The organism is Burkholderia sp. FL-7-2-10-S1-D7 (genome assembly GCF_001524185.1).
Taxonomy (GTDB): domain Bacteria; phylum Pseudomonadota; class Gammaproteobacteria; order Burkholderiales; family Burkholderiaceae; genus Burkholderia; species Burkholderia diffusa.
On the sequence record NZ_LOWY01000008.1, the window covers coordinates 40,390 to 67,284 of the forward strand.

A 26,895-nucleotide genomic window follows, 5' to 3' on the forward strand; every position below is an offset into this window, starting at 1 on the left:
GGGTGCGGGTCGTTTTGCGCGCCCGGAGCCGCATCAGCGCCAGTGCGCGCACAGCCCCGGATCGACGCTGCGCGTCGGCACACGCCGCCCGCGGTCGCAGCGGGCCAGCGAAATCACAGCTGCGATTCGATCGGAAACAAGCCCAGAAACCACACTTCCACGCGCCGCGCCGCCGATACTTCCGGCTCGTGATCGAGTTCGGTCACTTTCCCGTCCGCGTCAGTCTGAATCCACTTGAGCTGCCCCTTCCCGGCCGGGTCGATCCTCGATTCGACTCGCCACGCGATTCGATCGAGCCGCGGCTCCAGGTCCGCCGCAACTTCCGACGCAATCGCCGGGCTCTCGCAGTAAACACCGATCTCGGTATTGAGATTCAGCGAGCGCGGATCGAGATTCATCGAACCGATGAAGATGCTTTTGCGATCGAACACATAGGTCTTCGCATGCAGCGAAGCACGCGACGAGCCGATGATGACCTGCTTCGAGATGCTCTTGTCGCCGGACGGCCGCCGTTCGTAAAGCCTCACGCCGGCCTCCAGCAGCGCACGCCGATAGCGCCGGTAGCCGGCATGCACGGCCGCGACGTCGGTCGATGCGAGCGAGTTGGTCAGGATCGTCACGCGCACGCCGCGTGCCGTGAGCGCGTGCAGCCGTTCGACCATATCCTTGCCCGGCACGAAGTACGGCGACACGATCAGCAGTTCCTGCTCGGGCCGCAACGCGAGTGCGCGCAGTTGCGGCATCAGGTGCCCGTCGCTGTCCTTCGGCGAGCGTGCGATCTTCGCCGGATCGTCGTACAGGACCGTCGCCTGCCCCCAGGACAGCTCGGTGCCCTGCCCGTGCACGATCTCGTCGAGCCGGTGTCGCGCCTCGAGCACGTACGGATTGTCCTCCATCGTGCGCAGGTAATCGCGCAACCGTTCGCGCTCCCGGTCGAGGCCGCCCGGCGCCGCGTCGTGCCCGACCAGCGCATCGATCGGATACGCATACGGCGAATTCCAGAACGTATCGAATTCGGTCGAGATGTCGTTCACGACGGGGCCGTGCACGACCACATCGAGATCGCCGAACTCCAGCATCGACGACGCGCCGAAATATTCGTCTCCGATATTGCGGCCGCCGACGATCGCGGCCTGGTTGTCCGCGATCATCGCCTTGTTGTGCATGCGCCGGTTGACGCGCGAGAATTCGAGCACCGTGCCGATCTTCTTGAAGTGGCGTGTGGCGACCGGATTGAAGAGCCGGATCTCGATGTTCGGATGCGAACTGATCTCGAGCAGCTTCTGGTCGTCCGCATTCGTCCCGAGATCGTCGAGCAGCGCGCGCACGCGAACCCCGCGATCGGCCGCACGGATGATCGCGTCCGCGAGCTCGTGTCCGGTCAGGTCGTCGTGCCAGATGTAGTACTGAAGGTCCAGCGAGCGGTCCGCGCGATCGGCGAGCAGCACGCGCGCATCGAGCGCATCGACGGGATCGCGCAGCAGATGAAACGCGTCCTGCCCCGGATGGGCGGTGGCCTGCTGACGGAACGCGACGCCGAGGCGCGTGGTTTCCGTATCGGTAAATGCGTGCGTTGGCGCGCGACCGGCCTGCGGCGGCAGGCTGGCGCACGCGGCAAGCATCAGCAACGACAGAATCGCACTCCACGAACGCAACATGATCATGATGGCCGCCCCCACTGTCGGGCGAAGTCTGTTTGTGTTTGTTCTGGCTGCCGGACGGAACGCGGCGCTGGCCTGCGGTTCGCGCGCTCGACGATTCTCGATCGTGCGCGCCGACCGCGCTACAGCATACTTCGATTGATATCGGGACGGCACGCTCCGCGCGTTTTCCCGGTGGCGGCGATGCGACACGCGACGCCGGCGTAAACGCATTCAACACGCTCGACACATTCAGGCGGCGCGCAAAAGAAAAACCCGCGAAGCCTTGCGGCGTCGCGGGTTTCGAAACTTCCTTGGATAGCCTTGGAAGCGAATCTGGTGGGCCCCCCGGGAGTCGAACCCGGCACCAACGAATTATGAGTTCGCTGCTCTAACCAAGCATGAGCTAGGGGCCCAGACAAGAAGCAACGTGTGCTACACGCCACTCCGGCAACGAAGCCGGGCCGGCATTGTAACAACAAAGACGCTAATGAGGACAAACGCCACCGGCATCACGCGGATACCGGCGGCGTTCGCAAGTCAGACGCTGGAAATCAGTTCCCTTCGAGGAACGACTTCAGCTTGTCGGAACGGCTCGGGTGACGCAGCTTGCGCAGCGCCTTGGCCTCGATCTGACGGATCCGCTCGCGGGTGACGTCGAACTGCTTGCCGACTTCCTCGAGCGTGTGATCGGTGCTCATCTCGATACCGAAACGCATCCGCAACACCTTCGCCTCGCGCGGCGTCAGCGAATCGAGCACGTCCTTCACGACGTCGCGCATGCTTGCATGCAGCGCGGCATCCGCCGGCGCGACCGTGTTGTTGTCCTCGATGAAGTCGCCGAGATGGGAATCGTCGTCGTCGCCGATCGGCGTTTCCATCGAGATCGGCTCCTTCGCGATCTTCATGATCTTGCGGATCTTGTCTTCCGGCATCTCCATCTTCTCGGCGAGCGTTGCCGGATCCGGCTCGAGACCGGTTTCCTGCAGGATCTGCCGCGAGATGCGGTTCATCTTGTTGATCGTTTCGATCATGTGAACCGGAATACGGATCGTGCGCGCCTGGTCCGCGATCGAACGCGTGATGGCCTGGCGAATCCACCACGTCGCATAGGTCGAGAACTTGTAGCCGCGACGGTATTCGAACTTGTCCACCGCCTTCATCAGGCCGATGTTGCCTTCCTGGATCAGGTCGAGGAACTGCAGGCCGCGGTTCGTGTACTTCTTCGCGATCGAAATCACGAGACGCAGGTTCGCCTCGGTCATTTCACGCTTCGCCTGACGCGCCTTCAGTTCGCCGGCCGCCATCTGGCGGTTGGTTTCCTTCAGGTCCTTCAGCGGCAGCACGACGCGCGCCTGCAGGTCGAGCAGACGTTGCTGCTGTTCGCGGATCGCCGGGATGTTGCGCGACAGGACTGCGCTGTACGAATGACCTTCAGCCGCGATCTTCTCGGCCCAGTCGAGATCCGTCTCGCTGCCGGGGAAGCGCGCGATGAATTCCGAACGCGGCATGCCGCACTTGTCGACGACGATGTGCAGAATCTGGCGCTCGACCTGACGCACTTCGTCCACTTGCGCACGCAGCGTGTCGCACAGACGCTCGACGGTACGCGCGGTGAAGCGGATCGTCATCAGTTCGGTCTGGATCGTTTCCTGCGCCTTCAGGTAGGACTTCGACTTGTAGCCTTCCTTCTCGAACGCGCGGCGCATCTTGTCGAACCACTCGCTGATCTGCGCGAACTTTTCGAGCGATGCGCGCTTGAGGGCTTCGAGCTGGGCGGCGTTGGCGGTTGCCTGGGCGGCACCGTCATCGTCCTCTTCTTCCTCTTCTTCCTCTTCCTCTTCGGCTTCCTCGTCCTCGTTCTCGATCGCTTCGGCTTCCTTCGCCGAGAAACCGTCCGTATCGGCGGAGTCCGAAGCATTCGGATCGAGCAGGCCGTCGACGAGTTCGTCGACGCGGATCTCTTCGTTCGCGACGCGCTCGGCCATCGCGAGGATGTCGGCGATCGTCGTCGGGCACGCGGAAATCGCCATCACCATGTGGCGCAGGCCGTCCTCGATCCGCTTCGCGATCTCGATTTCGCCTTCGCGCGTGAGCAGCTCGACCGTGCCCATCTCGCGCATGTACATCCGGACCGGATCGGTCGTGCGGCCGAATTCCGAATCGACGGTCGACAGCGCGACTTCCGCTTCTTCCTCGACTTCATCGTCCGACGACGCGGCCGGCGCGTTGTCGTTCAGGAGCAGCGTTTCCGCGTCCGGCGCCTGCTCGTAAACCGCCACGCCCATGTCGTTGAACGTGCCGATGATGCCTTCGAGGGCTTCGGTCTCGGTGAAGTTGTCCGGCAGGTGGTCGTTGATTTCGGCATACGTGAGGAAGCCGCGCTCCTTGCCGAGCTTGATCAGCGCGCGCAGCTTCACGCGGCGCTCTTCGAGCTCCTCGGCCGTGCCGGGCGTGCTCGTCGCGAACGCTTCCTTCAGCAGCGCCTTTTCCTTGGCGCGACGATCGCGCACCTTGGATTTGCCCGGGGCAGCCGCGGCTGCGGGCTGCTCGTCGCTCTGATTTGCGTCGTCATCGACGGATACTTCGTTCAGCTTTTTGGTCATGGAGTTCGCCGTACCGGCTATATCGACTCGCGGCTGCTGGACGACAGCCGGTTGAACCGTGGGTGCATGAGTAGTACGTACTGCCGTTTCGTCCGCGGCGGCAGTCGTGTCCCTTGCGCTTTTCGCACTTGCCCGCTTCGCCGCCGGCTTGGCCGGCCCGGAGTCGGGTCTGGCGGCAGCCCGTGTTTTGGCTGCCGGCGCCGGCGCAGCCTGAGCAGTGCCGGCCGCGGTTTTCTTTCCTGCAGGGGCTGACGTGGCTGAAGACACTGTCCTGGTGGAAGAAGCAGACTTGGCCGCTGTGACCTTCGTGGTCGGCTCCGTCGAGCCCTTGCCTGTTGCTTTCTTTCCGCCTGTCGTCTTTGCCATCGCGAATCTCGCCTCTGCTTAGAAAACAAACCGCTGGAAACCTTATATTATAGCACGCTGGGGAGCCCTCTCTTGGCGCCCCGGCCGCCTACAGCCCGAGCCGACGCTTCATGTCGGTTCGCTGCTGGTTCAATTCCGTCAATTCCGCCAGTTCCTCGGGTGTGAAGGTGGACTGCCGCGCAAGCCGGTCAAGCCGGTCGCAGCAGGCGTCATAGCGCATCTTGAGCACCGCGGCCTGCAGTTCCTCCCCCGCGATCCGTTCCTGTTCACGCTGCCGCTCGGGCACCGTCTCGTCTTCCGGATTCTGTAACAGCAAATCGCGGACGTTTTCATCATAGTCCAGAATTTCGCGGAAGATTTCCTCGTAAGTCGCGCCGTTCGAGGACGTCCGCAGGACATCCGACAGCAGCCGGAACTCCGCGCCGTCGCCCAGCGCACGCGCATGCTCGACGACTTCGGCGAACAGCTCGCCGATCCGCGGCAGCGCACGCAGGGTCGCAAGCTGTTCGTCGTCGAGTTGCGACGCGATCCGCGGATGCATCACGAGCGTACGCAACGCGCGCTTTTCGCTGTCCGTCACACGCCGCCGCTCGCTGCGCGCCGGCGCCTGGCGGGCCGGCGCCGCGATGCGCGCATCGACATCCGACAACGCCGCGACTTCCTCGAACGGGATATCGAGCCGGTCGGCGAACATGTGCATGATCTGCGCGCGCAACGCGTTCGCCGGCAGCGCCTGCAGCAGCGGCTTCGCGTCGAACAGCGCCTTCGCTCGACCTTCCGGCTGGTCGAGCGCCTTGCCGGCAATTGCTTCGTTCAACAGAAATTGTGACAACGGCATCGCACGCTCGACCTGCTCGGAAAACGCGTCCGCGCCGAATTCGCGTACGTAGCTGTCCGGATCGTGCTCGGACGGCAGGAAAAGGAATCGGATCGTCCGGTTGTCCGCCGCATGCGGCAGGCACGCCTCGAGCGCGCGGCGCGCCGCACGCCGGCCGGCCGAGTCGCCGTCGAAGCTGAAAATGACCGTGTCGGTCTGACGCAGCAACTTCTGCACATGGATCGGCGTGCACGCCGTGCCGAGCGTCGCGACCGCGTTCGGGAAGCCGAGCTGCGCGAGCGCGACGACGTCCATGTAGCCTTCGACGACCAGCACGTACTTGCGCTCGCGGATCGCAAGGCGCGCCTCGAACAGCCCGTACAGCTCACTACCCTTGTTGAACAGCGGCGTTTCGGGCGAATTCAGGTACTTCGGCTCACCGCTGCCGAGCACGCGGCCGCCGAACCCGATCACCTGCCCCTTCACGTTGCGGATCGGGAACATGATCCGCTCGCGGAACCGGTCGTAGCGTCGCGCGACGCCCTGTGCATCGGTTTTCTCGCTGACGATCACGAGCCCCGATTCGACGAGCGAGTCGTCGCGGTAGTCCGGGAACGCGGTTTCGAGGTTCTGCCAGCCGTCCGGCGCATAGCCGAGCCCGAAGCGCGCGGCGATCTCGCCGGTCAGGCCCCGGTTCTTCAGATACTGGATCGCGACGGTCGCGCCGCGCAATTGCTTGCGGTAGTAGTCGCACGCGGTGGACATCACGTCGGACAGCGCGGTCGCGACCGATTTCGACACGGGCGCCGGATAGTCACCGCCACCCGCACCGCCTCCGCCACCACCGCGCATGGACGGCTCGTGCGGCACGGTCAGTCCGACCGATTGCGCGAGCTCCTGCACGGCTTCCGGGAACGTGAGCCCCGCATGCTCCATCAGGAAACCGATCGCCGTGCCGTGCGCGCCGCAGCCGAAGCAGTGATAGAACTGCTTGGTCGGGCTGACGGTGAACGACGGGCTCTTCTCGTTATGGAACGGGCACAACCCCATGAAGTTGGCGCCGCCCTTCTTGAGCTGCACATACCGGCCCACCACGTCGACGATATCGACGCGGTTCAGCAAATCCTGCAGGAACGAATGCGGAATCACCGTGGGATCGAGCGAAAAATAGACAATACGACGCCCCGGCGCACGCGCATGCGGCGCGCCGGGATGCGGGTTTTACTTCGACAGCGCGGCCTTGACCTGCGCGGAAACGGCCGTCATGTCCGCCCGGCCGGCAAGCTTGCCCTTCAGCACGCCCATCACCTTGCCCATGTCCTGCGGGCCGGCCGCGCCCGTTGCCGCGACCGCGGCCTGGACTTCGGCAGCCACTTCGGCGTCCGACAACTGCGCGGGCATGTATGCGCCCAGCACGGTCAGCTCGGCCTGTTCCTTCGCGACGAGATCGTCGCGGCCTGCGGCTTCGAACTGGCTGATCGAGTCCTTGCGCTGCTTGATCATCTTGTCGATCACGGCGGTGATGCCCGCGTCGTCGAGGGTCACCCGATCATCGACCTCGCGCTGCTTGATCGCGGCCATCAGCAGGCGAATCGTCGCCAGACGCTCGCTTTCCTTCGCGCGCATCGCGGCCTTCATGTCTTCGCTGATCTGCTCTTTCAAACTCATCTTGCACCCGGGATGGAAACGTGACTTCAACGCCCGCGAACGGGCGTCAACACAAAAACCCGCTTGGGACTAAGTCTCAAGCGGGTTGCTCGAATCCGGCATCGGCGACTCGCAGCCCCAGATCGAGGCCGATCGTGCGGAGGTCGCCGGTGCGCCGCTCAGTGAATCGCGCGGCGCTCAATCGTTCAGTACAGCTTCTTCGGCAGCGTCTGGCTGCGGATTCGCTTGTAATGACGCTTCACCGCGGCAGCCTTCTTGCGCTTGCGCTCGGCGGTCGGCTTCTCGTAAAACTCCCGCGCACGAAGCTCGGTCAGCAGACCGTTCTTCTCGATCGTGCGCTTGAAGCGGCGCATGGCGACTTCGAACGGCTCGTTTTCTTTAACGCGAATGATCGTCATGATCCGACACGAATAAAGGTTTGCAGGGAAGATTGACAAGTATAGCAGAGCGCCGCGCAAAGACATAAGGGCCGGCCCCCGTCAACGGGGCCCGCGCCGCCGTGTCAGGCGCCCCGCGCAAACTCCGCCGCCGCCTGCCCGGCCGCCGTGCCGGATGCCCACGCCCACTGGAAGTTGTAGCCGCCGAGCCAGCCCGTCACGTCCACCGCCTCGCCGATGAAGAACAGCCCCGGCACCCGCGCGCTCATCATCGTCGCCGACGACAGTTCGCGCGTATCGACGCCGCCCTTCGTCACCTCTGCCTTCTTGTAGCCCTCGGTGCCGTTCGGCGTCAGCGTCCAGCCGGACAGCGCATCGCCGATCTGACGCAGCATCTTGTCGGGCAGGTCCGCGAGCCGCGCGTCCGCCGCGACGCGATGCGTGTCGAGCCAGACGTGAGCGAGGCGCGACGGCACCCAGTCCGCGAGCAGCGAGCCGATCTGGCGCTTCGACGTACGCTTCGCGTCGAGCAGGTCGGCCACCACGTCGCGCTGCGGCAGCAGGTCGATGCGGATCGGGTCGCCGGATTTCCAGTAGCTGGAAATCTGCAGGATGCCGGGGCCCGACAGGCCCCGATGGGTCAGCAGCAGGTCCTCGACGAATTCGCCGCCATGCTTCTTGTCGCCGGTCGACACGCGCACTTCGAGCGACACGCCGGACAGCGCCGCGAACGGCTCCCAGTCCTGCTGCGCAAAGGTGAGCGGCACAAGCGCGGGCCGCGTATCGACGAGCTTGTGGCCGAACTGCTTCGCGAGCCGGTAGCCGAAGTCGGTCGCGCCGATCTTCGGGATCGACAGGCCGCCGGTCGCGACGATCAGCGCGCGTGCGCGGATCGGCCCCGCCTGCTGCGTGTCGAGCGTGAAGCCCTCTGGCGCGTGGCGCACCGCGTCGACGGCCACCGGCCGGCGCCAGGCAATCCCGCCCGCATCGCATTCGTGCTTCAGCATGTCGATGATCGCGTCGCTGCCGTGATCGCAAAAGAGCTGCCCCTTGTGCTTTTCGTGCCAGGTGACGTGATGACGTTTGAGCAGCCCGAGGAAGTCGCGCGGCGTGTAGCGCGCAAGCGCCGAGCGCGCGAAATGCGGATTCGACGACAGATAATTGTCGGGGCCCGCATACAGATTCGTGAAGTTGCAGCGGCCGCCGCCCGAGATGCGGATTTTCTCGGCGAGCCGCGGCGCGTGGTCGATCAGCACCACGCGGCGACCGAGTTGCCCGGCGACCGCGGCGCTCATCATCCCGGCGGCGCCCGCGCCGATCACGGCGATATCGTAAGTTTCCATGGCGCGGATTGTTCAGGAACTTTGCATAGGTTAGGAAAATTTGTAGATTTATCAGTCACTTAGAGGTAGGCGACTGATTGCTATCTTGAGGAAGGGCGAATGATACATGCGACGGCCGACAACGCAACGCTTGGATGGTGGCGCAGCTCGTTCGCAAGTGGGGCTCGCAACCGCAAATCGACGGCCCCCATCCTTACTGATCTGCAGGAGAACCTGAATGCGGCTGATCTCTTCCACCAGCGACTTCCTCATCAGCGGCCGATCCTAGCCCACCAGCGGAACCGTGCCGGCCGGGCTGCTGTTCATCTCCAGCTGAAACCAGCTGGCTAAATCGAAGTGCCCCTCGGGCCGAAACCACTGCGACCAGTCTCAGTGGTTGAACATGCGAGCGAACTGGCTGAAGGAAATTTGGCTTTCCTCCGAATCGTATCAATGAGTGACGGCACGGGCACAACGCAATATAGCTACGTGCCAATCGGGACCTATGGCGCACTCCAGCTGCAACAGGAGAGCACGCCGATCGCAAGCGCGACGATCTCTTATGCGTATGACGAGTTCGGTAGATTGAGCATCCGAACAGTTGCGGGTGCTGGGCCGGAGACTTTCCAGTACGACGCCCTTGGTCGACTGGTGACCCATGCTGATGATCTGGGTTCTTTCACACTCGGCTACCTTGGGCAGACCCGTCAGATCGCGTCACGTCATTAGGCGCCGCCTACTTCTATCTTCACTGATTCGACAGGATATTGAATGAAAGCAACTCTTTTTATATTAGTTGCAGTTTTCTGGATTCCGTTTACGTATTGGACTGTTTGTTATTTGAGAAAGCTGAGAGGCTAGTCGGGTGGCGATATGATTTATCGACGAGGCATCTTGGGATTTGGTGTCTCTGGTTGGTCAGCGTTATTATTGCGCCAATAACCATACCGGAGCGTGATACTTACTCTTTATTGCACTGGGCCGTTGTTTTTCTCTACATTTCATTTCCGATATGTTTGTGGGCTGGATATTTTTGGGGTAAAGCAATGGCAGCGATTTTTCCGGGCACGCATGATCGATAGGATCGCTATACGCCTACGTAAGCGGCAACCCAATACCGGACGTGCCCACGCTTGAGGCGTTCCGCGCCCGACCACTCAACCGAACGCGTTCGACGAATCCGCGCAACTGGCGCGTCGCCGGCCGCGATCGCGATACGTGCGCCACGACACCACTCAGCTCGCCAGCAAGGTCCGGAGCGACGCCATTGTATGGGGCCGCGAGTACCAGAAACCCTGTGCTTCGTCGCATCCAAGTTCGCGCAACCGGTTGGCCTGCTCAACCGTTTCGACGCCTTCGGCCGTTACGCGCATGTGCAGCGCATGCGCCATCGCGATGATGGCATTGACGAGCTCCGCACTTCCAGCGTCACCAGGCAGCGGCGTCACGAATGAACGATCGATCTTGACCCGGTTGATCGGGAAGCGGGTCAGATAGGACAGGCTCGAATACCCGGTCCCGAAATCGTCGACCGCGACCTCGACGCCGAGTTCACGGATCGCACGAATCGTCTGCAGCGCGCCTTCCGTATCGGCAAACAGCACACCTTCGGTGATCTCGATTTCGAGGCACTCAGGAAGGAGCCCGCTACGGCCCAGTGCATCCCAGATGATCTCGAGCAGATTGCCGCGCTTGAACTGCTGCGGCGACACGTTCACGCACACGCGCGGCAGGTACCTAACGACGTGGCGCAGCTTGCCGAATTCCTGGCACGCCGTGTGGATCACCCACTCGCCGATCTGGTCGATCATCCCGCTCTGTTCAGCGATCGGAATGAATTCCGCGGGGCTGATCTCGCCGTGAGTCGGATGCTTCCAGCGCATCAGCGCCTCGACCTGCGCGATTTCGCCAGTCGCGAGCGTCACCTGGGGCTGGTACACAAGCCAGCACTGCTGCCGCTCGAGCGCGCGGGCAAGCATCGCTTCGAGTTCGAAGCGCCGCGCCGCGCGAACTTCGAGCACACTGGAGAAATGCAAGACACCGTTCGCGCCGGCGTCACGCGCGGACGATAGTGCAACTTCGGCACGACGCATCAGCGTTTCGGAGTCTTCGCCGTTGTCGGGATACGTCGCGATGCCTGCGTGGGCAGCAATGCGCAGATGGGCGCCGACAAACTCGAACGGCTCGCGCGCACGCGCGACAATTTCGCCGCCCAAATCCACCGACGCGTCATTACTAAAGAGCGCGAACTTGCCCTCACCGACGCACGCAAACGCCTGGGCGCGTGGGACGCGCTGCCGCAAGCGTTCACCGATCACCTGCGCGACGATCTCGACCCCCGGCTGCCCGAGCACATTGCGGATTGATTCGAGCCCGGACAGCGCAACCATCACCACACTGAAGCGGTCACGAACGCTGCGTGCCCGCGCGATGCGCAGGTCCAGCCGCTCGGCAAACAGCCGGCGGTTGGGCAAATTCATCGCGCCGTCGTAATTCAATGCGTACCAGCGCTCGCCATCCAAATGGCTGCCGTCCGCGCACGCGGTCAGAACGCCGACATATTCTTCGACTGCACACGCGTCGTGCGTGGAATCGATATCCGGGGGCGGCCTGTCGTCGAGTCGCGATACATCGACCCGCACGGGCCGCCAATCGCCCGGGCCTCGATGCACGCGCCAGCGCCCGCCATTCAGTTCGGTCACGCTCGCGGTGCACAGCAAGCCGCCCGATGAGGCCAATAGCGCCTGAATGGTCGAGCGGCCGACCAGCATCGCAGCCGGATAACCGGTCAGGGTTTCGAACGCGCGATTGACCCAGCTCAGCATCCCGTCGGCGGTGCAGAGAAACATCGGATTCGGGACCTGCCACGCCGCACGCTCGACACTCCGAAGCGCCCGCGCATCGGACGAACGCGAACCGCCGACCGCGTCGCCAGTCAGCCGCCACGCATCAAACGATCTTCCTGGGAACGTGGTTTTCTTCATCGGATCCGGCTTCGGTCATCGCGAAGCGGCGAACAGGAAATGCAACTCGGCAATGTCCGGCCCTCGGGGGCCGGTACCGCAGATGGTACTGGAAATGACGGATGCGCCACATGTTCGCGACCAAAATAACGCAACCCCATTGGGTTGACGAAAGGGCATGACGCTGCGCTGCCGTTGTCACATGCGTGTGGCAAATCGCGCGGACGGTTCGGTATGGGTATGGGTTCGGCTCACCAGTCCCGCTGCCTGACGGTGGCTCTGACGTTGATTCGATTGAATTTCAGACTGCGTACCTTGCTGGACGACGCGACGACTGCGAGGGGACCACTTCGTCCATCGGCAACATCGACGGTATCGACACGAGGCTGTTGAAGCGATGGGCGTACGCCCGTAAAAGCTCACCGTGGGGCAATCGTCCTTTTCGTGCACGTATGGACCTTGCGGTTTCGCCGCAAAGCCTTCTGTAGCAAGGCCTTGCGGTCGATTCTGGCTATCGTCGGCAGTCTCGGCCGGGATCTGCGGCAAGCTACCTGCCCGCAATTTTCAATTGCGACCGTGACGGGAGGCAGCAGATGTGATTCGGTGATTTCGCGCGGAAGGCACAGTATTTCTGGGGCGCGCCGATCATGCTCGTGGGTCTGTTTGTCGGCTATCAGAGCGTTGTCGCCTTGAGCTGATTCGAAATCAAGTACTATGCTCAAGGACCTAACCAGTTAGGAAGGTTCCAGAAAGTTGTACCTGCCTGGCCGCGCACCCGGGTCGCACCCCAGCGGCGGCAGGCCCTCGCCTGCTATAATTTGCGGTTACGTTTACCTTTGTGCGGCGCGCTCGACGCAGCTCGCACCGCCTCTACCCATGCTCGTTCTCGGCATCGAAAGCTCCTGCGACGAAACCGGCCTCGCGCTCTACGACACGCAGCGCGGCCTGCTCGCGCACGCGCTTCATTCGCAGATCGCGATGCACCGCGAATACGGCGGCGTCGTGCCCGAGCTCGCATCGCGCGACCACATCCGCCGCGCGCTGCCGCTGCTCGAGGAAGTCATGGCGCAAAGCGGCACGCGCCGCGAGGACATCGACGCGATCGCATTCACTCAAGGCCCCGGCCTCGCCGGCGCGCTGCTGGTCGGCGCGAGCATCGCGAATGCGCTCGCGCTGGCATGGAACAAGCCGACCGTCGGCATCCATCACCTCGAAGGCCACCTGCTGTCCCCGCTGCTCGTCGACGAACCGCCGCCGTTCCCGTTCATCGCGCTGCTGGTGTCGGGCGGCCACACGCAGCTGATGCGCGTGACCGATGTCGGCGTGTACGAGACGCTCGGCGAGACGCTCGACGACGCGGCCGGCGAAGCATTCGACAAAACGGCGAAGCTGATCGGCCTCGGCTATCCAGGCGGCCCGGAAGTGTCGAAGCTCGCGGAAACGGGCACGCCGGGCGCCGTCGCGCTGCCGCGCCCGATGCTCCATTCGGGCGATCTCGACTTCAGCTTCAGCGGCCTGAAGACGGCCGTGCTCACGCAGATGAAGAAGTTCGAGGCGGCAAAACTCGAAGGCGAAGCGCTCGAACGCGCGAAGGCCGATCTCGCGCGCGGCTTCGTCGACGCGGCCGTCGACGTGCTCGTCGCGAAGTCGCTCGCCGCACTCAAGAAGACGAAGCTCAAGCGCCTCGTCGTCGCGGGCGGCGTCGGCGCGAACCGCCAGTTGCGTGCCGCGCTGTCGGCCGCCGCGGCCAAGCGCGGCTTCGACGTGCACTATCCGGATCTCGCGCTCTGCACCGACAACGGCGCGATGATCGCGCTCGCCGGCGCATTGCGGCTCGGCCGCTGGCCCGAGCAGGCGAACGCCGACTACGCGTTCACGGTGAAACCGCGCTGGGATCTCGCGTCGCTCGCACGCTGATTCGCACAACGCACCGGCACGCACCGGAAATCACCAGCCAAAACACAAAGGCCGCTCGATCGAGCGGCCTTTTCCGTTACAGCGGCACAACGTCACGCAGCGTGCCGCTTGTCGCGCTCGATCAGCGCATACGCGCTGTGATTATGGATCGACTCGAAGTTCTCGGCTTCGAGCACGTAGGCGACCACGCGGTCGTCCGCATCGAGACGCTGCGCGACGTCGCGCACCAGATCCTCGACGAACTTCGGATTTTCGTACGCACGCTCCGTGACGAACTTCTCGTCCGGACGCTTCAGCAAGCCCCACAGCTCGCACGACGCCTCTTCTTCCGCGATGCGGATCAGCGCCTCGACCGGCAGGTCGGCCGCGAGCTCGGCGTCGATCGTCACGTGCGAGCGCTGGTTGTGCGCACCGTACTGCGAGATCTTCTTCGAGCACGGGCACAGGCTCGTCACCGGCACGAGCACCTTCAGGAACAGGCGCGCTTCGCCGTTGCGGCTTTCGCCCGCGAGCGTCACTTCATAGTCGAGCAGGCTCTGCACGCCCGACACCGGCGCCGTCTTGTTCACGAAGTACGGGAACGTGACCTCGATGCGGCCGGCCTCGGCTTCCAGCTTCTCGAGCATCGACGCGAGCATCGCACGGAAGCGCTCGACCGTCAGCGGCGCACGATTCTCCTCGAGCAGCGCGACGAAGCGCGACATGTGCGTGCCCTTCTGATCGGCAGGCAGGCGCACGTCGAGATTCCAGACGCCGACGGTCGGCTGCACGTCGCCGCTCTCGGTGCACACCGTCAACGGATGCCGGACCGCCTTCACGCCCACGCGCTGAATCGGAATCTGGCGGGTATCCACCGTGCTCTGCACGTCGGGCATCACGAAGGCGGGATTCATCTGGTTCATCTTTTTCAATCCTTGTAAGCAGCGCGTCCGACGACGCGCACGCCGCGTCATGCGGCAGCCGGAAAAGCAACATGGGCCCGCAGGCCCATGTTTTCCGCATCAATGTAGACCGGTTGCGCCAGTCGCACCGACGCCGCCCGCAGGCGGCGCCAGCTTATGCGACGCGCTTCGCCTGGCCGGCGACATCGGCCGCCGCGCTCAGGAAGCGTTCGCGAATCGATTTCGCGATGCCCGCGCCGTCGAGGCCGCATTGCGACAGCAGCTTCGCGGGATCGCCGTGATCGATGAACTGGTCAGGGAGGCCCAATTGTATTACGGGTCGGATAACCCCACTCTCCATCAGGGCTTCGACGCAGGCCGAGCCCGCACCGCCCATCACGCAACCTTCCTCGACCGTGACGAGGTAGTCGTGCGTCTCGGCGAGTTCACGCACGAGCGCCGCATCGACCGGCTTGACGAAGCGCATGTTCGCGACCGTTGCATCGAGCTCCTCGCCTGCCACGAGCGACGGCGCAACCATCGTGCCGAACGCGAGGATCGCGACGCGCTTGCCTTCCGGCTGCGACGTGCGGCGACGCACTTCACCCTTGCCGAGCGGGATTTCGGTGAATTCCTTCACCGTCGCCACGCCCGTGCCCGCGCCGCGCGGATAACGCACCGCGGTCGGGTTCGGCTGCTGAAGCGCCGTGTGCAGCATCTGGCGGCACTCGTTCTCGTCGGACGCGGCCATGATCGTCATGTTCGGAATGCAGCGCATGAACGCGAGATCGTACGCGCCCGCGTGCGTCGCACCGTCCGCGCCGACGAGGCCCGCGCGGTCGATCGCGAACACGACCGGCAGGTTCTGCAGCGCGACGTCGTGGATCAGCTGGTCGTACGCACGCTGCAGGAACGTCGAGTAGATCGCGACGACGGGCTTCAGCCCTTCGGTCGCGAGGCCGCCCGCGAACGTCACCGCGTGCTGCTCGGCGATGCCGACGTCGTAATAGCGATCCTTGAAGCGCTTCTCGAACTCGACCATGCCCGAGCCTTCGCGCATCGCGGGCGTGATGCCGACGACGCGCGAATCGCGCTCGGCTTCATCGCACAGCCATTCGCCGAACACCTGCGTATACGTCTTCTTCGCGGGCGTGGCCGACGGCTTGATGCCTTCTGCCGGGTTGAACTTGCCGGGGCCGTGGTAGAGCACGGGATCGGCTTCGGCGAGCTTGTAGCCCTGGCCTTTCTTCGTCACCACGTGCAGGAATTGCGGGCCGCGCAGTTCGCGGATGTTCTGCAGCGTCGGGATCAGCGAATCGAGATCGTGACCGTCGATCGGGCCGATGTAGTTGAAGCCGAACTCTTCGAACAGCGTGGCCGGCACGACCATGCCCTTCGCGTGCTCCTCGAGCTTGCGCGCAAGTTCGAGCACCGGCGGCGCGACGCTCAGCACGCGCTCGACGCCCGCACGCGCGGCCGCGTAGAAGCGGCCCGACATCAGGCGTGCGAGATGGCGGTTCAGCGCGCCGACCGGCGGCGAAATCGACATGTCGTTGTCGTTGAGGATCACGAGCAGCTTCGCATCCTCCGACACGCCCGCGTTGTTCATCGCCTCGAACGCCATGCCAGCCGTCATCGCGCCGTCGCCGATCACCGCGATCGAGAAGCGGTCGTCGCCGTTCAGCTGGCTGCCGATCGCCATCCCGAGTGCCGCCGAGATCGACGTGCTCGAATGCGCGGTGCCGAACGTGTCGTATTCGGACTCGCTGCGGCGCGGGAAACCCGAGATGCCGTCGTACTGGCGCAGCGTGTGCATCTGGTCGCGGCGGCCCGTCAGGATCTTGTGCGGGTAGGTCTGATGACCCACGTCCCAGACGATCCGGTCGTTCGGCGTGTTGAACACGTAGTGCAACGCGATCGTCAGCTCGACCGTCCCGAGGTTGGACGACAGATGGCCGCCCGTCTTCGACACGCTGTCGAGCACGAACGCGCGCAGTTCATCCGCGAGCGGTTGGAGTTGGCGACGATCGAGGCGGCGCAGATCCGCCGGGTCGTCGATGGTTTTCAGCAAGTCGTACATCGTCGTTCCATTGTAGGAAATCAAACGCGCCCGCATTCTATTGCACGCACCGTAGCGTGTGCGCAGCGGCGGGCTTCGCGTCAGCTGACCCGGTTTACCACCAGGTCGGCAAGTTCGGCGAGACGCTGTGCGCGTGCGCCGAACGGTTTCAGCGCATCGTGCGCTTCGGCGCGCAGCTGGGCCGCGAGCTCACGCGATGCGTCGAGGCCGAGGATCGATACGTAGGTCGGCTTGTCGTTCGCCGCATCCTTGCCTGCCGTCTTGCCGAGCGTCGCCGAATCGGTCGTGACGTCGAGAATGTCGTCGACGACCTGGAAGGCGAGACCCACGGCGCCCGCGTAAACGTCGAGCGCGGCCATCGCTTCCGCCGACGGCGTGTCGCCGGCCAGCGCGCCCATCCGCACGGCGGCACGCAGCAGCGCGCCCGTCTTCATCCGGTGCATCGTCTCGAGCTGTTCGCGCGTCAGCTTGAGGCCGACGCTCGCCAGGTCGATCGCTTGCCCGCCGGCCATGCCGATCGAGCCGCTCGCCAGCGCCAGCTCACGCACGAGCGCAGCCTGCTGCACCGGAGTCAGTGCCGCGGCGTCGGTCAGCGCGACGAATGCCTGCGACTGCAGCGCATCGCCGACCAGCAGCGCCGTCGGCTCGTCATACTGCACGTGCACGGTCGGCTTGCCGCGTCGCAGCGCGTCGTCGTCCATGCACGGCATGTCGTCGTGCACGAGCGAGTAAACGTGGATCATCTCCAGCGCCGCCGCCGCTGCGTTGCGCGCCGCTTCGGTCGCGCCGGTCAGTTCGCCTGCTGCATGGCACAGCAGCGGGCGAACGCGTTTGCCGCCGCCGAGGACCGCGTAACGCATCGCTTCGTGCAGTTGCGTGGGCACCACATTATCAGCCGGCAAATAGTGGCCGAGTGCGTCCTCGACGCGGTCGAGCACGGACCGCATCCATTGTTCGAATGTCATAGATCGTCGTCTTCGCCGTCCGTGGCGGCCGTTCCGGACGAAAGCGGCTTCAGGGTCGCGCCGTCCAGCACGCGAACCTGCTGCTCCACTTTCTCGAGCTGCTGTTGGCAAAACGCAACGAGGGCCGCACCGCGGCGATACGCCGCCAGCGAATCCTCGAGGCTCAACGCGCCGCCTTCCATCCGTGCAACCAGCGTCTCGAGTTCCGCGAGCGCCATCTCATAATTGTCCGGCAACGGTTCGGTGCCATTGCCGGGCGGCGTGGCGCCTGGGGATGCGGTTTTCGCCATGGACGAGGGTGTCAAATTTCAAAACAAGTCGGACATTCTACGGCAAAAGAGAATTCTCCGATCTGCCGACGTGGGCACCCCGGCACATCTTCCGGCCCCATCTTCGACACACGGGGTGCGCACCCCGATTGCCTCCCGACAAAAAATTGACACAAATCAGGCACTTAATCCTAGCCTTGCGAGGCGAACCGGGTATAATTCCCCGTTTCCCTAAATCGATTTTTCGATGGTTGGGTTGTTCACTGCTTTCACGCTAACACCGGGAGTGGGAATGTCCAATCTGAGCGACGCGCTTCAGTTGAAGTCGGCTCACAGCCAGCTTCCAGTCACTGCATATTTCGATGAGGCGCTCCTCGAGCGCGAGATCGAAACCCTCTTCAAGAAAGGACCTCGTTACGTCGGGCACGAATTGATGGTGCCCGAGGCGGGGGATTATTTTGCGCTGCCGTCCGAGAAGGAAGGCCGCGTGCTGGTCCGCAACCCGGCGAACCAGATCGAACTGCTGTCGAACGTGTGCCGTCACCGGCAGGCGATCATGCTGAACGGGCGCGGCCACACGCAGAACATCGTGTGCCCGCTGCACCGCTGGACGTACGATCTGGAAGGCCAGTTGCTCGGCGCGCCGCACTTCCCCGACAAGCCGTGCCTGAACCTCGGCAAGAGCCCGCTGCAGAACTGGCAGGGGCTGCTGTTCGAGGCCGAAGGCCGCAACGTCGCGCGCGATCTCGCGAACCTCGGCACGAAGCATCACTTCGACTTCTCCGAATATCACTTCGATCACGTCGAAGTGCACGAGTGCGATTACAACTGGAAGACGTTCATCGAGGTCTACCTCGAGGATTATCACGTCGTCCCGTTCCACCCGGGCCTCGGCAGCTTCGTGTCGTGCGACGATCTCAAATGGGAGTTCGGCGACTGGTACAGCGTGCAGACGGTCGGCGTGCACAACGCCCTCGCGAAACCGGGCAGCGCCACCTACCAGAAGTGGCACGAGCAGGTGCTCAAGTTCCGCAACGGCGTGCCGCCGGAGTTCGGCGCGATCTGGATGGTCTACTACCCGGGCCTGATGATCGAGTGGTATCCGCACGTGCTCGTCGTGTCGTGGCTGATTCCGCGCGGGCCGCAAAAGACGACCAACATCGTCGAGTTCTATTACCCCGAGGAAATCGCGCTGTTCGAACGCGAATTCGTCGAGGCTGAGCGCGCCGCCTATATGGAAACGGCCATCGAGGACGACGAGATCGCGATGCGGATGGACGCGGGCCGCCGCGCGCTGATGGCACGCGGCGAGTCGCAGGTCGGCCCGTACCAGAGCCCGATGGAAGACGGCATGCAGCACTTCCACGAGTTCCTGCGCCGCCACCTCGGCGACATCTGACCGCGCGCGGCGCGCCAGCGCCGCATGGCATTCGGCATATCAAAAGACGGGTTTCGGCCCGTCTTTTTTTGTTTAGACTTGGAGTATCAGGCCGTTTGCACTCCAGGGAGCCGTCATGCCACACACCCACTACACCACGCTTATCTCCGCAGCCAATCTCGCCGAGCGGCTGGCTGCGGCGCCGGGCAGCGTCGCCGTGTTCGACTGCCGCTTCGACCTCGTCGATCCGGGCGCAGGCGAAGCCGCCTATGCGGCCGGCCATATCCCCGGCGCGCAGTATCTCCATCTCGACCGCGACCTGTCCGGCCGCAAGACCGGCACCAACGGGCGCCATCCGCTGCCGACCCGCGACGCATTCGCGACGCTGATCGCCAGCCGCGGCGTCAAGCAGGGCCAGCAGGTCATCGCCTATGACGCACAAGGCGGCGCCTATGCGGCGCGGCTTTGGTGGCTGCTGCGCTGGCTCGGGCACGATTCCGTCGCGGTGCTCGACGGCGGCCTGCAGGCATGGGAAGCGGCCGGCCAGCCGCTGACCACCGACGTGCCGCATCCGGCCGCCGGCGACTTCCGCGCGGCGACCCCGCTCGAATCGACGGTCGACGCGGCAGCCGTGCTCGCGAACGTGACGTCGGCCACGCGCGTCGTGATCGATGCGCGCGCACCGGATCGCTATCGCGGCGAAAACGAAACGATCGATCGTGTCGGCGGCCACATTCCCGGCGCACGCAACCGGTTCTTCAAGGACAACCTGGCCGCCGACGGCCGCTTCAAGACCGGCCATGAGCTGCGCGAGACATTCACCACGCTGCTGGCCGGCACCGAACCGAACAGCGTGATCCTGCAATGCGGGTCCGGCGTGACCGCATGCCACAACGCGCTCGCGCTCGAAATCGCGGGGCTGCATGGCGCGTCGCTGTATCCGGGCTCGTGGAGCGAATGGAGCGCCGATCCGTCGCGTCCGATCGCGACCGGCCCGAACCCGTAAGCACCTGCGCGGCGCGACGACAAGGCGGCGGCATCTGCCGCCTTGTCGCCTACATCACGCCGTACTTGTGGAACCACTCGATCGCGCGCTTCCAGCCGTCCTCGGCATCGCCCTTCACGTAACTCGGCCGATAATCGGCGAAGAACGCGTGGCCGGCATCCGGATACACGACGATCTCCGATTGACGCGCAAGCTTCGAGTCGCTCTTCTGGATCGCCTGGCGCATGTCCGCGAGCGACGCCTGCGTGATGTTCGTGTCCTTCTCGCCGTACAGCCCGAGCACGGGTACCTTCAGCAACGGCGCATGATCGACCGGATTGAACGGCGTCATCTCGTCGGTCTTGCCCTCGACGAACCCGTACCATGCGACGGCCGCGCGCACGTGCGGATTATGCTCCGCGTATAGCCACGCCTGGCGGCCGCCCCAGCAGAACCCCGTCACGCCGAGACGCGACAGGTCACCGCCGTTCTTGCCGGCCCACGCGACGGTCGCATCGAGATCCTCGGTGACCTGCCGGTCGGGCACCTTGCTGATGATGTTGTCGTAAAGCTCCTTCATCGTCGGATACTTCGACGCATTGCCCTGGCGCGCGAACAGGTCCGGCGCGATCGCCAGATAGCCGAGCTTCGCGAAGCGACGGCAGACGTCGGCGATATGCGCATGCACGCCGAAGATCTCGTGGATCACGATGACGACCGGCAGGTTCGTCTTGTCGACCGGCTGCGCGCGATACGCGGGGATGCTCGCGTCGCCCGAGCGGATCTCGATGGTGTCGACGTCCAGCCCGGTGCTGTCGGTCGTGATCGTCTGCGCCGACACGGGCAGCACGGCCGCCGCGAAGGCGCCGCCCAGCGCGGCCTGCATGAACTTGCGGCGCGAGAACGGAACGTGGGGAACCAGGCTGTCGACTTCGGGTTTCAACATGAATGCACTCCTCGATTGGGCGCCGCCGTCACGGCCAGGGACGCGACCCGGCATCATGCCGGCGGACGGCGCGGATGTCGCGGCGGTTGGCACCCCGCCGCAAGCGGAAACCCGGACAAGATGCCCAATAATCCGTTGTCGCGTCAACTGTCAGATGTGTAAGACTCGATTACGACGGTGTAATGTAGTGGCATCCAACGGCATCGATAACCGCGGCGACCCGGCCCGGCAAACCCATGCAGGGCACGCATGCGGCGAGCGCCGTCGCGCGCTCGAAAGTCCACGGATTGAAACGAAACGATGCGCAATAAACAGGCCCCGGTGCGCGAATCCGAGGTCAACCGCACCTGAAACGACAACGGGCAGGAAACGCGCTCGATACGCGTTCCCTGCCCGTCGGAGCACGAACCGTGCGGTCAGTGCAGCTTCACGCGCGGCAGCGTCGTGCGGCGCAGCCAGTGCGCGAACGTATCGAGCATCATGCGCGGATAGCCGTGCAGCGCCGCGATGTGCAGGCGGTACAGCGACATGTACATGAAGCGCGCGAACAGCCCTTCGATCAGCATGTTGCCGCCGATCAGTCCGCCCATCAGGTTGCCGACCGCGCTGAAGTGACCGAGCGACACGAGCGAACCGAAATCGCGATACGTGAACTCGGGCAGCGGACGTCCGTCGAGCCGGCAGCCGATCGCCTTCAGCAGAAAGCTCGCCTGCTGGTGCGCAGCCTGCGCACGCGGCGGCACGTTACGCTCGTTGCCGGGCCATACGCATGCCGCGCAATCGCCGAGTGCGAAGACGTTGTCGTCGGTGAAGGTCTGCAGTGTGCGACGCACGTCGAGCTGGCCGAGCTTGTTGACCTGCAGGCCATCAAGATTCGACAGCACGGACGGCGCCTTGATGCCGGCCGCCCAGACCGTGAGATCCGCGCGCACCGACTTGCCGCTCGCGGTATGCACGAAACCCGGCGCGACCTCGGTCACACGCTCCGCGAGCATCAATCGCACGCCGAGCTTTTCGAGCAGCTCGGCCGTTGCGGTCGATACGCGCTCCTGCAGCGCAGGCAGAATCCGCGGCCCCGATTCGATCAGCACGATGCCGACGTCGTGCTGCGGGTCGAGCTTGTGCAGCCCATAGACGGACAGCACCTGCGCGGTGTTGCGCAGTTCCGCGGACAGCTCGACGCCCGTCGCGCCACCGCCGACGATCACCACCTGGATGCGCGGCTCGTCCGGCGCGCCCGGCGCGGGCTGCGCCGGCACCTGGTGCTCGGCGCGCATGCACGCGGCGATCAGGCGCTTGCGGAAGCGCTCGGCCTCGCCGACCGTGTCGAGCGCAATCGCGTTTTCGGCCGCGCCCTGCACGCCGAAGAAATGCGTCGTGCTGCCGATCGCGATCACGAGCGTGTCGTATTCCAGGTCGCGCGCCGGCAGCAGTTCCGCGCCGTCGCTGTCGTTGACGGGCGACAGTGTGATGCGCTTCGCCGCGCGATCGAGCGAGGTCAGTTCGCCCTGCTGAAACTCGAAGCCATGCCAGCGCGCCTGCGCCGCATATTCGAGTTCCTGCGTGAACGGGTCCATGCTGCCGGCCGCGACCTCGTGCAGCAATGGCTTCCAGATGTGGGTCGGATTGCGGTCGACGAGCGTGACAAGCGCACGCGCGGGACGATTGCCGCGCGCGCTGTAACGATCGCCGAGCCGCGTCGCCAGTTCCAGGCCGCCCGCGCCTCCGCCTACGATGATGATCCGATGCATCCGATTCCCCCTTTGCGATTCGAAACTGCTGCCGCCGGACGATGCAGACGCGATGCGTTCGCGCCGCCCGCTGGATTAACCGGTTCGGACATCATCGATGTGCAGTTCGAAACACTTCGATGTGCCGATCCCGGAACGCGGGGCGCGCTGCCCCCGCGACAATGACCTGACTGACATGCATTGTCCGGGAGCTTGCGCGTTGACCACAAGCAAACCATCTCGATATTCAGCATCCCTGCAACAATATGCCGCGGGACGCGGGAATCACGCGGGGGTGCGTCAGTGTGCCTCTTCCCAGTTCGCGCCGGCACCCACTTCAGCGACCAGCGGCACCTTCAGCTTCGCCACGCCGCACATCATTTCCGGCAGTTTCTCGCGCACGAGCGACAGTTCGTCGTCGGGCACCTCGAGCACCAGTTCGTCGTGCACCTGCATGATCATCCGCGATGCGAGGTGGTCGCGCGTGAGCCAGTCGTCCACCACGATCATCGACAGCTTGATCAGGTCGGCAGCCGTGCCCTGCATCGGTGCATTGATGGCCGCACGCTCAGCGGCCTGACGGCGCGGGCCATTGCCGCCGTTGATCTCCGGCAGCCACAGGCGGCGGCCAAAGACGGTTTCGACGTAGCCCTTTTCCTTCGCGGCCGCACGCGTGTCCTCCATGTACTGCGCAACGCCCGGGTAGCGCGCGAAATAGCGGTCGATATACAGCTTCGCCGCATCGCGCGTGATGCCGAGGTTCGACGCGAGGCCGAACGCGCTCATCCCGTAGATGAGCCCGAAGTTGATCACCTTCGCGATGCGGCGCTGGTCGGAGTTGACTTCCAGCGGCGTCACGCCGAACACTTCGGCGGCCGTTGCGCGGTGGATGTCCTCGCCCTGCGAGAACGCGCGCAGCAGCGACGCGTCGCCTGAAATGTGCGCCATGATCCGCAGTTCGATCTGCGAATAGTCGGCCGACACGATGCAGTGACCCGGCGACGCGATGAACGCCTCGCGGATCCGCCGGCCCTCGGCCGTGCGCACCGGAATGTTCTGAAGATTGGGATCGTTCGACGCAAGGCGGCCCGTAACCGCGACGGCCTGCGCGTAGTTCGTGTGCACGCGGCCCGTTGCGGGATTCACCATGCGCGGCAGCTTGTCGGTGTAGGTCGACTTCAGCTTCGACAGCCCGCGATGCTCGAGCAGCAGCTTCGGCAGCGGGTAATCCTCGGCCAGCTTCTGCAGCACCTCTTCGTCGGTCGACGGCGCGCCGCTCGGCGTCTTCTTCACGACCGGCAACTGCAGCTTCTCGAAGAAGATCTGCCCGATCTGCTTCGGCGAACCGAGATTGAATTCGCCGCCGGCCAGTTCGTACGCCTGCCCTTCGAGCTCGATGAGACGCGTCGCGATCTCGCTGCTTTGCGCCTGCAGCAGTGCGTCGTCGATGAGCACGCCCGTGCGCTCCATCTTGCGCAGCACGAGCGACACCGGCATCTCGATCTCGCGATACACACGCTCGAGGCCCGGTTCGCGCGCAACCTGCGGATACAGCGCATGATGAAGCTGCAGCGTGATGTCCGCATCTTCGGCGGCGTACGCGGCGGCCTGCTCGAGCGCCACTTCGTCGAAGCCGATCTGCTTCGCGCCCTTGCCGGCCACGTCTTCGTACTTGATCGTCTTGACGCCCAGATGACGCAGCGCGAGGCTGTCCATGTCGTGCGTGCGGTGCGATTCGAGTACGTACGATTCGAGCATCGTGTCGTGCTCGATACCGTTCAGCGCGATGTCGTAGTTCGCGAGCACCTGCGCGTCGTACTTCAGGTGTTGGCCCACCTTCTTGCGGTCCGCCGATTCGAGCCACGGCTTCAGGCGCGCGAGCACGTCGTCGATCGGCAATTGCTCGGGCAGGTCGGGGCCGCGATGCGCGACCGGAAGATACGCGGCCTTGCCCGGCTCGATCGAAAACGACAGGCCCACGAGCCGCGCGGTCATCGGATCAAGCGAGGTCGTTTCGGTGTCGAACGCGGTCAGAGCGGCCGCATCGATCTTCGCGAACCATGCGTCGAACTGTTCCCAGGTCTGGATCGTGTCGTATTCGCGGACGATGTCCGCCGCGACCACCGGTGCCGGCTCGCCTTCCGGCGCGTCGGCGCCGCCGCCTTCGGCGGGCGCGCTGTCGACTTCGCGCAGCCACGTCTTGAAGCCATAGCGCGCGAAGATGTCGCGCAGCAGGTCGCGTGCTTCGCCGTCGGTCTTCAGCGACGCTTCGATCGATTCGAGATGCGGTGCGAGATCGCAGGCCGTGTCGACGGTCACGAGCTTGCGGCCGAGCGGCAGGAAGTCGAGCGCGCGGCGCAGGTTGTCGCCGACCACGCCCTTGATCTCGCCCGCGTGTTCGATCACGCCGTCGAGGCTGTCGTATTGCGACAACCATTTCACGGCCGTCTTCGGCCCGCATTTCTCGACGCCGGGCACGTTGTCGACAGTGTCGCCGATCAACGCGAGATAGTCGATGATCCGCTCGGGCGGCACGCCGAACTTCTCGATCACGCCGCTGCGATCGAGCGTCTCGTTGGTCATCGTGTTGACGAGCGTGACGTGATCGGTGACGAGCTGCGCGAGGTCCTTGTCGCCGGTCGACACGATCACGTTCATCCCGTGCCGCTCGGCTTCGCGCGCGAGCGTGCCGATCACGTCGTCGGCCTCGACGCCCTCGACCATCAGCAGCGGCCAGCCGAGCGCGCGTACCGCGCCGTGAATCGGCTCGACCTGCAGTGCAAGATCGGGCGGCATCGACGGACGGTTTGCCTTATAGTCGGCATAAAGGTCGTCACGGAACGTCTTGCCCTTTGCATCGAACACGCAAGCGCTATACTCTGCACTGACTTCCTTGCGCATACGGCGCAGCATGTTGATGATTCCGTAGAGCGCTCCGGTCGGCTCCCCGCCAGGGCCACGCAAATCAGGCATCGCATGGTAAGCCCGATACAGATAGCTCGAACCGTCAACCAATAGCAGGGTCTTACCTTCCAGATTTCGTTCTTCAGGCATTATGAACAAGAGAAAAGTGATTCCGAGTCTGCGTTCGCTCGCAGATCAAGAACGCGCGACGGCCAAGAAGGCGCGCGCATCGTGGCAGATGTTCACGATTATGGCAGAGTTTATCGAGGCGACCGAGTACCTGTCGGAGATCCGACCGGCCGTCAGCATCTACGGTTCTGCCCGTCTCAAGCCCGACACGCCGCACTACAAGCTGGCCGTGCAGATCGCGCGCAAGCTGTCCGACGCCGGCTTCGCGGTGATCTCCGGCGGCGGCCCCGGCATCATGGAAGCCGCGAACAAGGGTGCGCACGCCGGCAAGGCGCCGTCGGTCGGCCTGAACATCGAGTTGCCGCACGAGCAGGCGGGCAACCACTACCAGGACATCTCGCTGCGCTTCCGCCACTTCTTCACGCGCAAGGTAACGTTCGTGAAGAACTCCGACGCGGTGATCGTGATGCCGGGCGGCTTCGGCACGCTCGACGAACTGTCCGAGGTGCTCACGCTGATCCAGACGAAGAAGTCGCGCCTCGTGCCGATCATTCTCGTGGGTAGCACGTTCTGGCAGGGGCTGCTGCAATGGTTCCGCGACCAGTTGATTCCGATGGGCCTCATCAATCCGGAAGACATGGATCTGATGCAGGTGATCGACGATCCCGACCAGGTGCTCGACGCTGTGCTCGCATTCTACGAGGACAGCGGCGAGGAAGAAGGCGCGGACGGCGAAGACCATCCGCCGCGGCCCGAAGAAGACCGCATGTTCTATCTGTAATTCGATCGGTGCGATGGCCGGCCTCACGGCCGGCGTCCCGTCTCCCGCGCGGCAGGCACGGCAATTCCGCCGCCTGTCGCCCGTCATTTTGTAACGCCGTATTAATCCCGCCGCGCAGCCGTGCGCCGCCGAATGTCAAATCCGGGCAGCCTGCATCGCGCCATGCGGTCG

18 protein-coding genes and 1 tRNA gene are annotated in these 26,895 nt (G+C 64.3%); 4 read left to right on the forward strand and 15 right to left on the reverse strand.

Features of this window, described 5'->3' with window-relative positions; translation table 11 throughout:
- Window positions 1-113 precede the first annotated feature (113 nt).
- The 8 genes from WS75_RS01230 to WS75_RS01275 all read right to left on the reverse strand — a co-directional run bounded on the left by WS75_RS01230 (window position 114) and on the right by WS75_RS01275 (window position 11,780).
- Complete coding sequence (locus tag WS75_RS01230; protein WP_059678799.1) at window positions 114-1,664, reverse strand: phospholipase D family protein; 1,551 nt, start codon at window positions 1,662-1,664, stop codon at window positions 114-116.
- Between the two features lie 313 nt (window positions 1,665-1,977).
- Window positions 1,978-2,056, reverse strand: a tRNA-Ile gene (locus WS75_RS01235).
- A gap of 138 nt (window positions 2,057-2,194) precedes the next feature.
- Window positions 2,195-4,612: an RNA polymerase sigma factor RpoD gene (gene rpoD / locus WS75_RS01240; protein WP_082729459.1), complete on the reverse strand. Its 2,418-nt coding sequence runs from the start codon at window positions 4,610-4,612 to the stop codon at window positions 2,195-2,197.
- 88 nt (window positions 4,613-4,700) lie between these two features.
- On the reverse strand, window positions 4,701-6,578 hold the full coding sequence (gene dnaG / locus WS75_RS01250) for a DNA primase (protein ID WP_059678801.1): 1,878 nt from the start codon (window positions 6,576-6,578) through the stop codon (window positions 4,701-4,703).
- Window positions 6,579-6,650: 72 nt separating this feature from the next.
- A complete protein-coding gene (locus WS75_RS01255) occupies window positions 6,651-7,097 on the reverse strand; it encodes a GatB/YqeY domain-containing protein (RefSeq protein WP_059524656.1) in 447 nt (148 codons plus the stop codon).
- Between the two features lie 185 nt (window positions 7,098-7,282).
- Window positions 7,283-7,495: a 30S ribosomal protein S21 gene (rpsU, locus tag WS75_RS01260; protein ID WP_006479415.1), complete on the reverse strand. Its 213-nt coding sequence runs from the start codon at window positions 7,493-7,495 to the stop codon at window positions 7,283-7,285.
- Window positions 7,496-7,599: 104 nt separating this feature from the next.
- Window positions 7,600-8,817 carry an NAD(P)/FAD-dependent oxidoreductase gene (locus tag WS75_RS01265; protein ID WP_059678802.1) on the reverse strand — a complete coding sequence of 406 codons (1,218 nt, stop codon included), beginning with the start codon at window positions 8,815-8,817 and terminating at the stop codon, window positions 7,600-7,602.
- 1,214 nt (window positions 8,818-10,031) lie between these two features.
- On the reverse strand, window positions 10,032-11,780 hold the full coding sequence (locus WS75_RS01275; protein WP_082729460.1) for a putative bifunctional diguanylate cyclase/phosphodiesterase: 1,749 nt from the start codon (window positions 11,778-11,780) through the stop codon (window positions 10,032-10,034).
- 855 nt (window positions 11,781-12,635) lie between these two features.
- Here WS75_RS01275 and tsaD point away from each other — a divergent pair.
- Window positions 12,636-13,676 (forward strand): tRNA (adenosine(37)-N6)-threonylcarbamoyltransferase complex transferase subunit TsaD, encoded by a 1,041-nt coding sequence (gene tsaD, locus WS75_RS01280; protein WP_059678804.1) that lies wholly within the window; start codon window positions 12,636-12,638, stop codon window positions 13,674-13,676.
- Between the two features lie 92 nt (window positions 13,677-13,768).
- On the opposite strand, the gene folE2 is transcribed toward tsaD, so the two are convergent.
- The 4 genes from folE2 to WS75_RS01300 form a co-directional block, all read right to left on the reverse strand.
- A complete protein-coding gene (gene folE2, locus WS75_RS01285) occupies window positions 13,769-14,578 on the reverse strand; it encodes a GTP cyclohydrolase FolE2 (protein ID WP_059601731.1) in 810 nt (269 codons plus the stop codon).
- A gap of 154 nt (window positions 14,579-14,732) precedes the next feature.
- Window positions 14,733-16,637 carry a 1-deoxy-D-xylulose-5-phosphate synthase gene (dxs, locus tag WS75_RS01290; protein ID WP_059678805.1) on the reverse strand — a complete coding sequence of 635 codons (1,905 nt, stop codon included), beginning with the start codon at window positions 16,635-16,637 and terminating at the stop codon, window positions 14,733-14,735.
- Window positions 16,638-16,717: 80 nt separating this feature from the next.
- Window positions 16,718-17,602, reverse strand: a complete 885-nt coding sequence (locus WS75_RS01295; protein ID WP_059678806.1) for a polyprenyl synthetase family protein — start codon at window positions 17,600-17,602, stop codon at window positions 16,718-16,720.
- Entirely contained in the window at window positions 17,599-17,892 is a 294-nt protein-coding gene (locus WS75_RS01300) for an exodeoxyribonuclease VII small subunit (RefSeq protein WP_059678807.1), read from the reverse strand. Before WS75_RS01300 ends, WS75_RS01295 begins: the two co-directional genes overlap by 4 nt.
- 271 nt (window positions 17,893-18,163) lie before the next feature.
- On the opposite strand from WS75_RS01300, the gene WS75_RS01305 reads away from it, so the two are divergent.
- Together WS75_RS01305 and WS75_RS01310 are read left to right on the forward strand one after the other, a co-directional pair.
- Window positions 18,164-19,270: an aromatic ring-hydroxylating oxygenase subunit alpha gene (locus WS75_RS01305; RefSeq protein ID WP_059678808.1), complete on the forward strand. Its 1,107-nt coding sequence runs from the start codon at window positions 18,164-18,166 to the stop codon at window positions 19,268-19,270.
- Between the two features lie 115 nt (window positions 19,271-19,385).
- Window positions 19,386-20,255 carry a sulfurtransferase gene (locus WS75_RS01310; RefSeq protein ID WP_059678809.1) on the forward strand — a complete coding sequence of 290 codons (870 nt, stop codon included), beginning with the start codon at window positions 19,386-19,388 and terminating at the stop codon, window positions 20,253-20,255.
- A gap of 49 nt (window positions 20,256-20,304) precedes the next feature.
- Here the strand turns inward: WS75_RS01310 and WS75_RS01315 are convergent, their stop codons facing one another.
- The 3 genes from WS75_RS01315 to polA all read right to left on the reverse strand — a co-directional run bounded on the left by WS75_RS01315 (window position 20,305) and on the right by polA (window position 25,964).
- The gene (locus WS75_RS01315; protein WP_059678810.1) at window positions 20,305-21,180 is read right to left on the reverse strand and encodes a dienelactone hydrolase family protein; all 876 of its coding nucleotides are present in this window, start codon (window positions 21,178-21,180) and stop codon (window positions 20,305-20,307) included.
- Between the two features lie 416 nt (window positions 21,181-21,596).
- A complete protein-coding gene (locus tag WS75_RS01320; RefSeq protein WP_059678811.1) occupies window positions 21,597-22,931 on the reverse strand; it encodes an NAD(P)/FAD-dependent oxidoreductase in 1,335 nt (444 codons plus the stop codon).
- Between the two features lie 279 nt (window positions 22,932-23,210).
- A complete protein-coding gene (polA, locus tag WS75_RS01325) occupies window positions 23,211-25,964 on the reverse strand; it encodes a DNA polymerase I (RefSeq protein ID WP_059678812.1) in 2,754 nt (917 codons plus the stop codon).
- Window position 25,965: 1 nt separating this feature from the next.
- Between polA and WS75_RS01330 the strand changes: the two genes are divergently transcribed.
- On the forward strand, window positions 25,966-26,724 hold the full coding sequence (locus WS75_RS01330) for a TIGR00730 family Rossman fold protein (protein ID WP_059601715.1): 759 nt from the start codon (window positions 25,966-25,968) through the stop codon (window positions 26,722-26,724).
- The last annotated feature ends 171 nt before the right edge of the window (window positions 26,725-26,895 follow it).

What these genes read in the sequence shown, in the direction of transcription:
- WS75_RS01230 (WP_059678799.1), bottom strand. Translation starts at nt 1,664, where the DNA reads ATGATCATGTTGCGTTCGTGGAGTGCGATTCTGTCGTTGCTGATGCTT.
- rpoD (WP_082729459.1), bottom strand. Translation starts at nt 4,612, where the DNA reads ATGGCAAAGACGACAGGCGGAAAGAAAGCAACAGGCAAGGGCTCGACG.
- WS75_RS01255 (WP_059524656.1), bottom strand. Translation starts at nt 7,097, where the DNA reads ATGAGTTTGAAAGAGCAGATCAGCGAAGACATGAAGGCCGCGATGCGC.
- rpsU (WP_006479415.1), bottom strand. Translation starts at nt 7,495, where the DNA reads ATGACGATCATTCGCGTTAAAGAAAACGAGCCGTTCGAAGTCGCCATG.
- WS75_RS01265 (WP_059678802.1), bottom strand. Translation starts at nt 8,817, where the DNA reads ATGGAAACTTACGATATCGCCGTGATCGGCGCGGGCGCCGCCGGGATG.
- WS75_RS01275 (WP_082729460.1), bottom strand. Translation starts at nt 11,780, where the DNA reads ATGAAGAAAACCACGTTCCCAGGAAGATCGTTTGATGCGTGGCGGCTG.
- tsaD (WP_059678804.1), top strand. Translation starts at nt 12,636, where the DNA reads ATGCTCGTTCTCGGCATCGAAAGCTCCTGCGACGAAACCGGCCTCGCG.
- folE2 (WP_059601731.1), bottom strand. Translation starts at nt 14,578, where the DNA reads ATGAACCAGATGAATCCCGCCTTCGTGATGCCCGACGTGCAGAGCACG.
- dxs (WP_059678805.1), bottom strand. Translation starts at nt 16,637, where the DNA reads ATGTACGACTTGCTGAAAACCATCGACGACCCGGCGGATCTGCGCCGC.
- WS75_RS01295 (WP_059678806.1), bottom strand. Translation starts at nt 17,602, where the DNA reads ATGACATTCGAACAATGGATGCGGTCCGTGCTCGACCGCGTCGAGGAC.
- WS75_RS01300 (WP_059678807.1), bottom strand. Translation starts at nt 17,892, where the DNA reads ATGGCGAAAACCGCATCCCCAGGCGCCACGCCGCCCGGCAATGGCACC.
- WS75_RS01305 (WP_059678808.1), top strand. Translation starts at nt 18,164, where the DNA reads ATGTCCAATCTGAGCGACGCGCTTCAGTTGAAGTCGGCTCACAGCCAG.
- WS75_RS01310 (WP_059678809.1), top strand. Translation starts at nt 19,386, where the DNA reads ATGCCACACACCCACTACACCACGCTTATCTCCGCAGCCAATCTCGCC.
- WS75_RS01315 (WP_059678810.1), bottom strand. Translation starts at nt 21,180, where the DNA reads ATGTTGAAACCCGAAGTCGACAGCCTGGTTCCCCACGTTCCGTTCTCG.
- WS75_RS01320 (WP_059678811.1), bottom strand. Translation starts at nt 22,931, where the DNA reads ATGCATCGGATCATCATCGTAGGCGGAGGCGCGGGCGGCCTGGAACTG.
- polA (WP_059678812.1), bottom strand. Translation starts at nt 25,964, where the DNA reads ATGCCTGAAGAACGAAATCTGGAAGGTAAGACCCTGCTATTGGTTGAC.
- WS75_RS01330 (WP_059601715.1), top strand. Translation starts at nt 25,966, where the DNA reads ATGAACAAGAGAAAAGTGATTCCGAGTCTGCGTTCGCTCGCAGATCAA.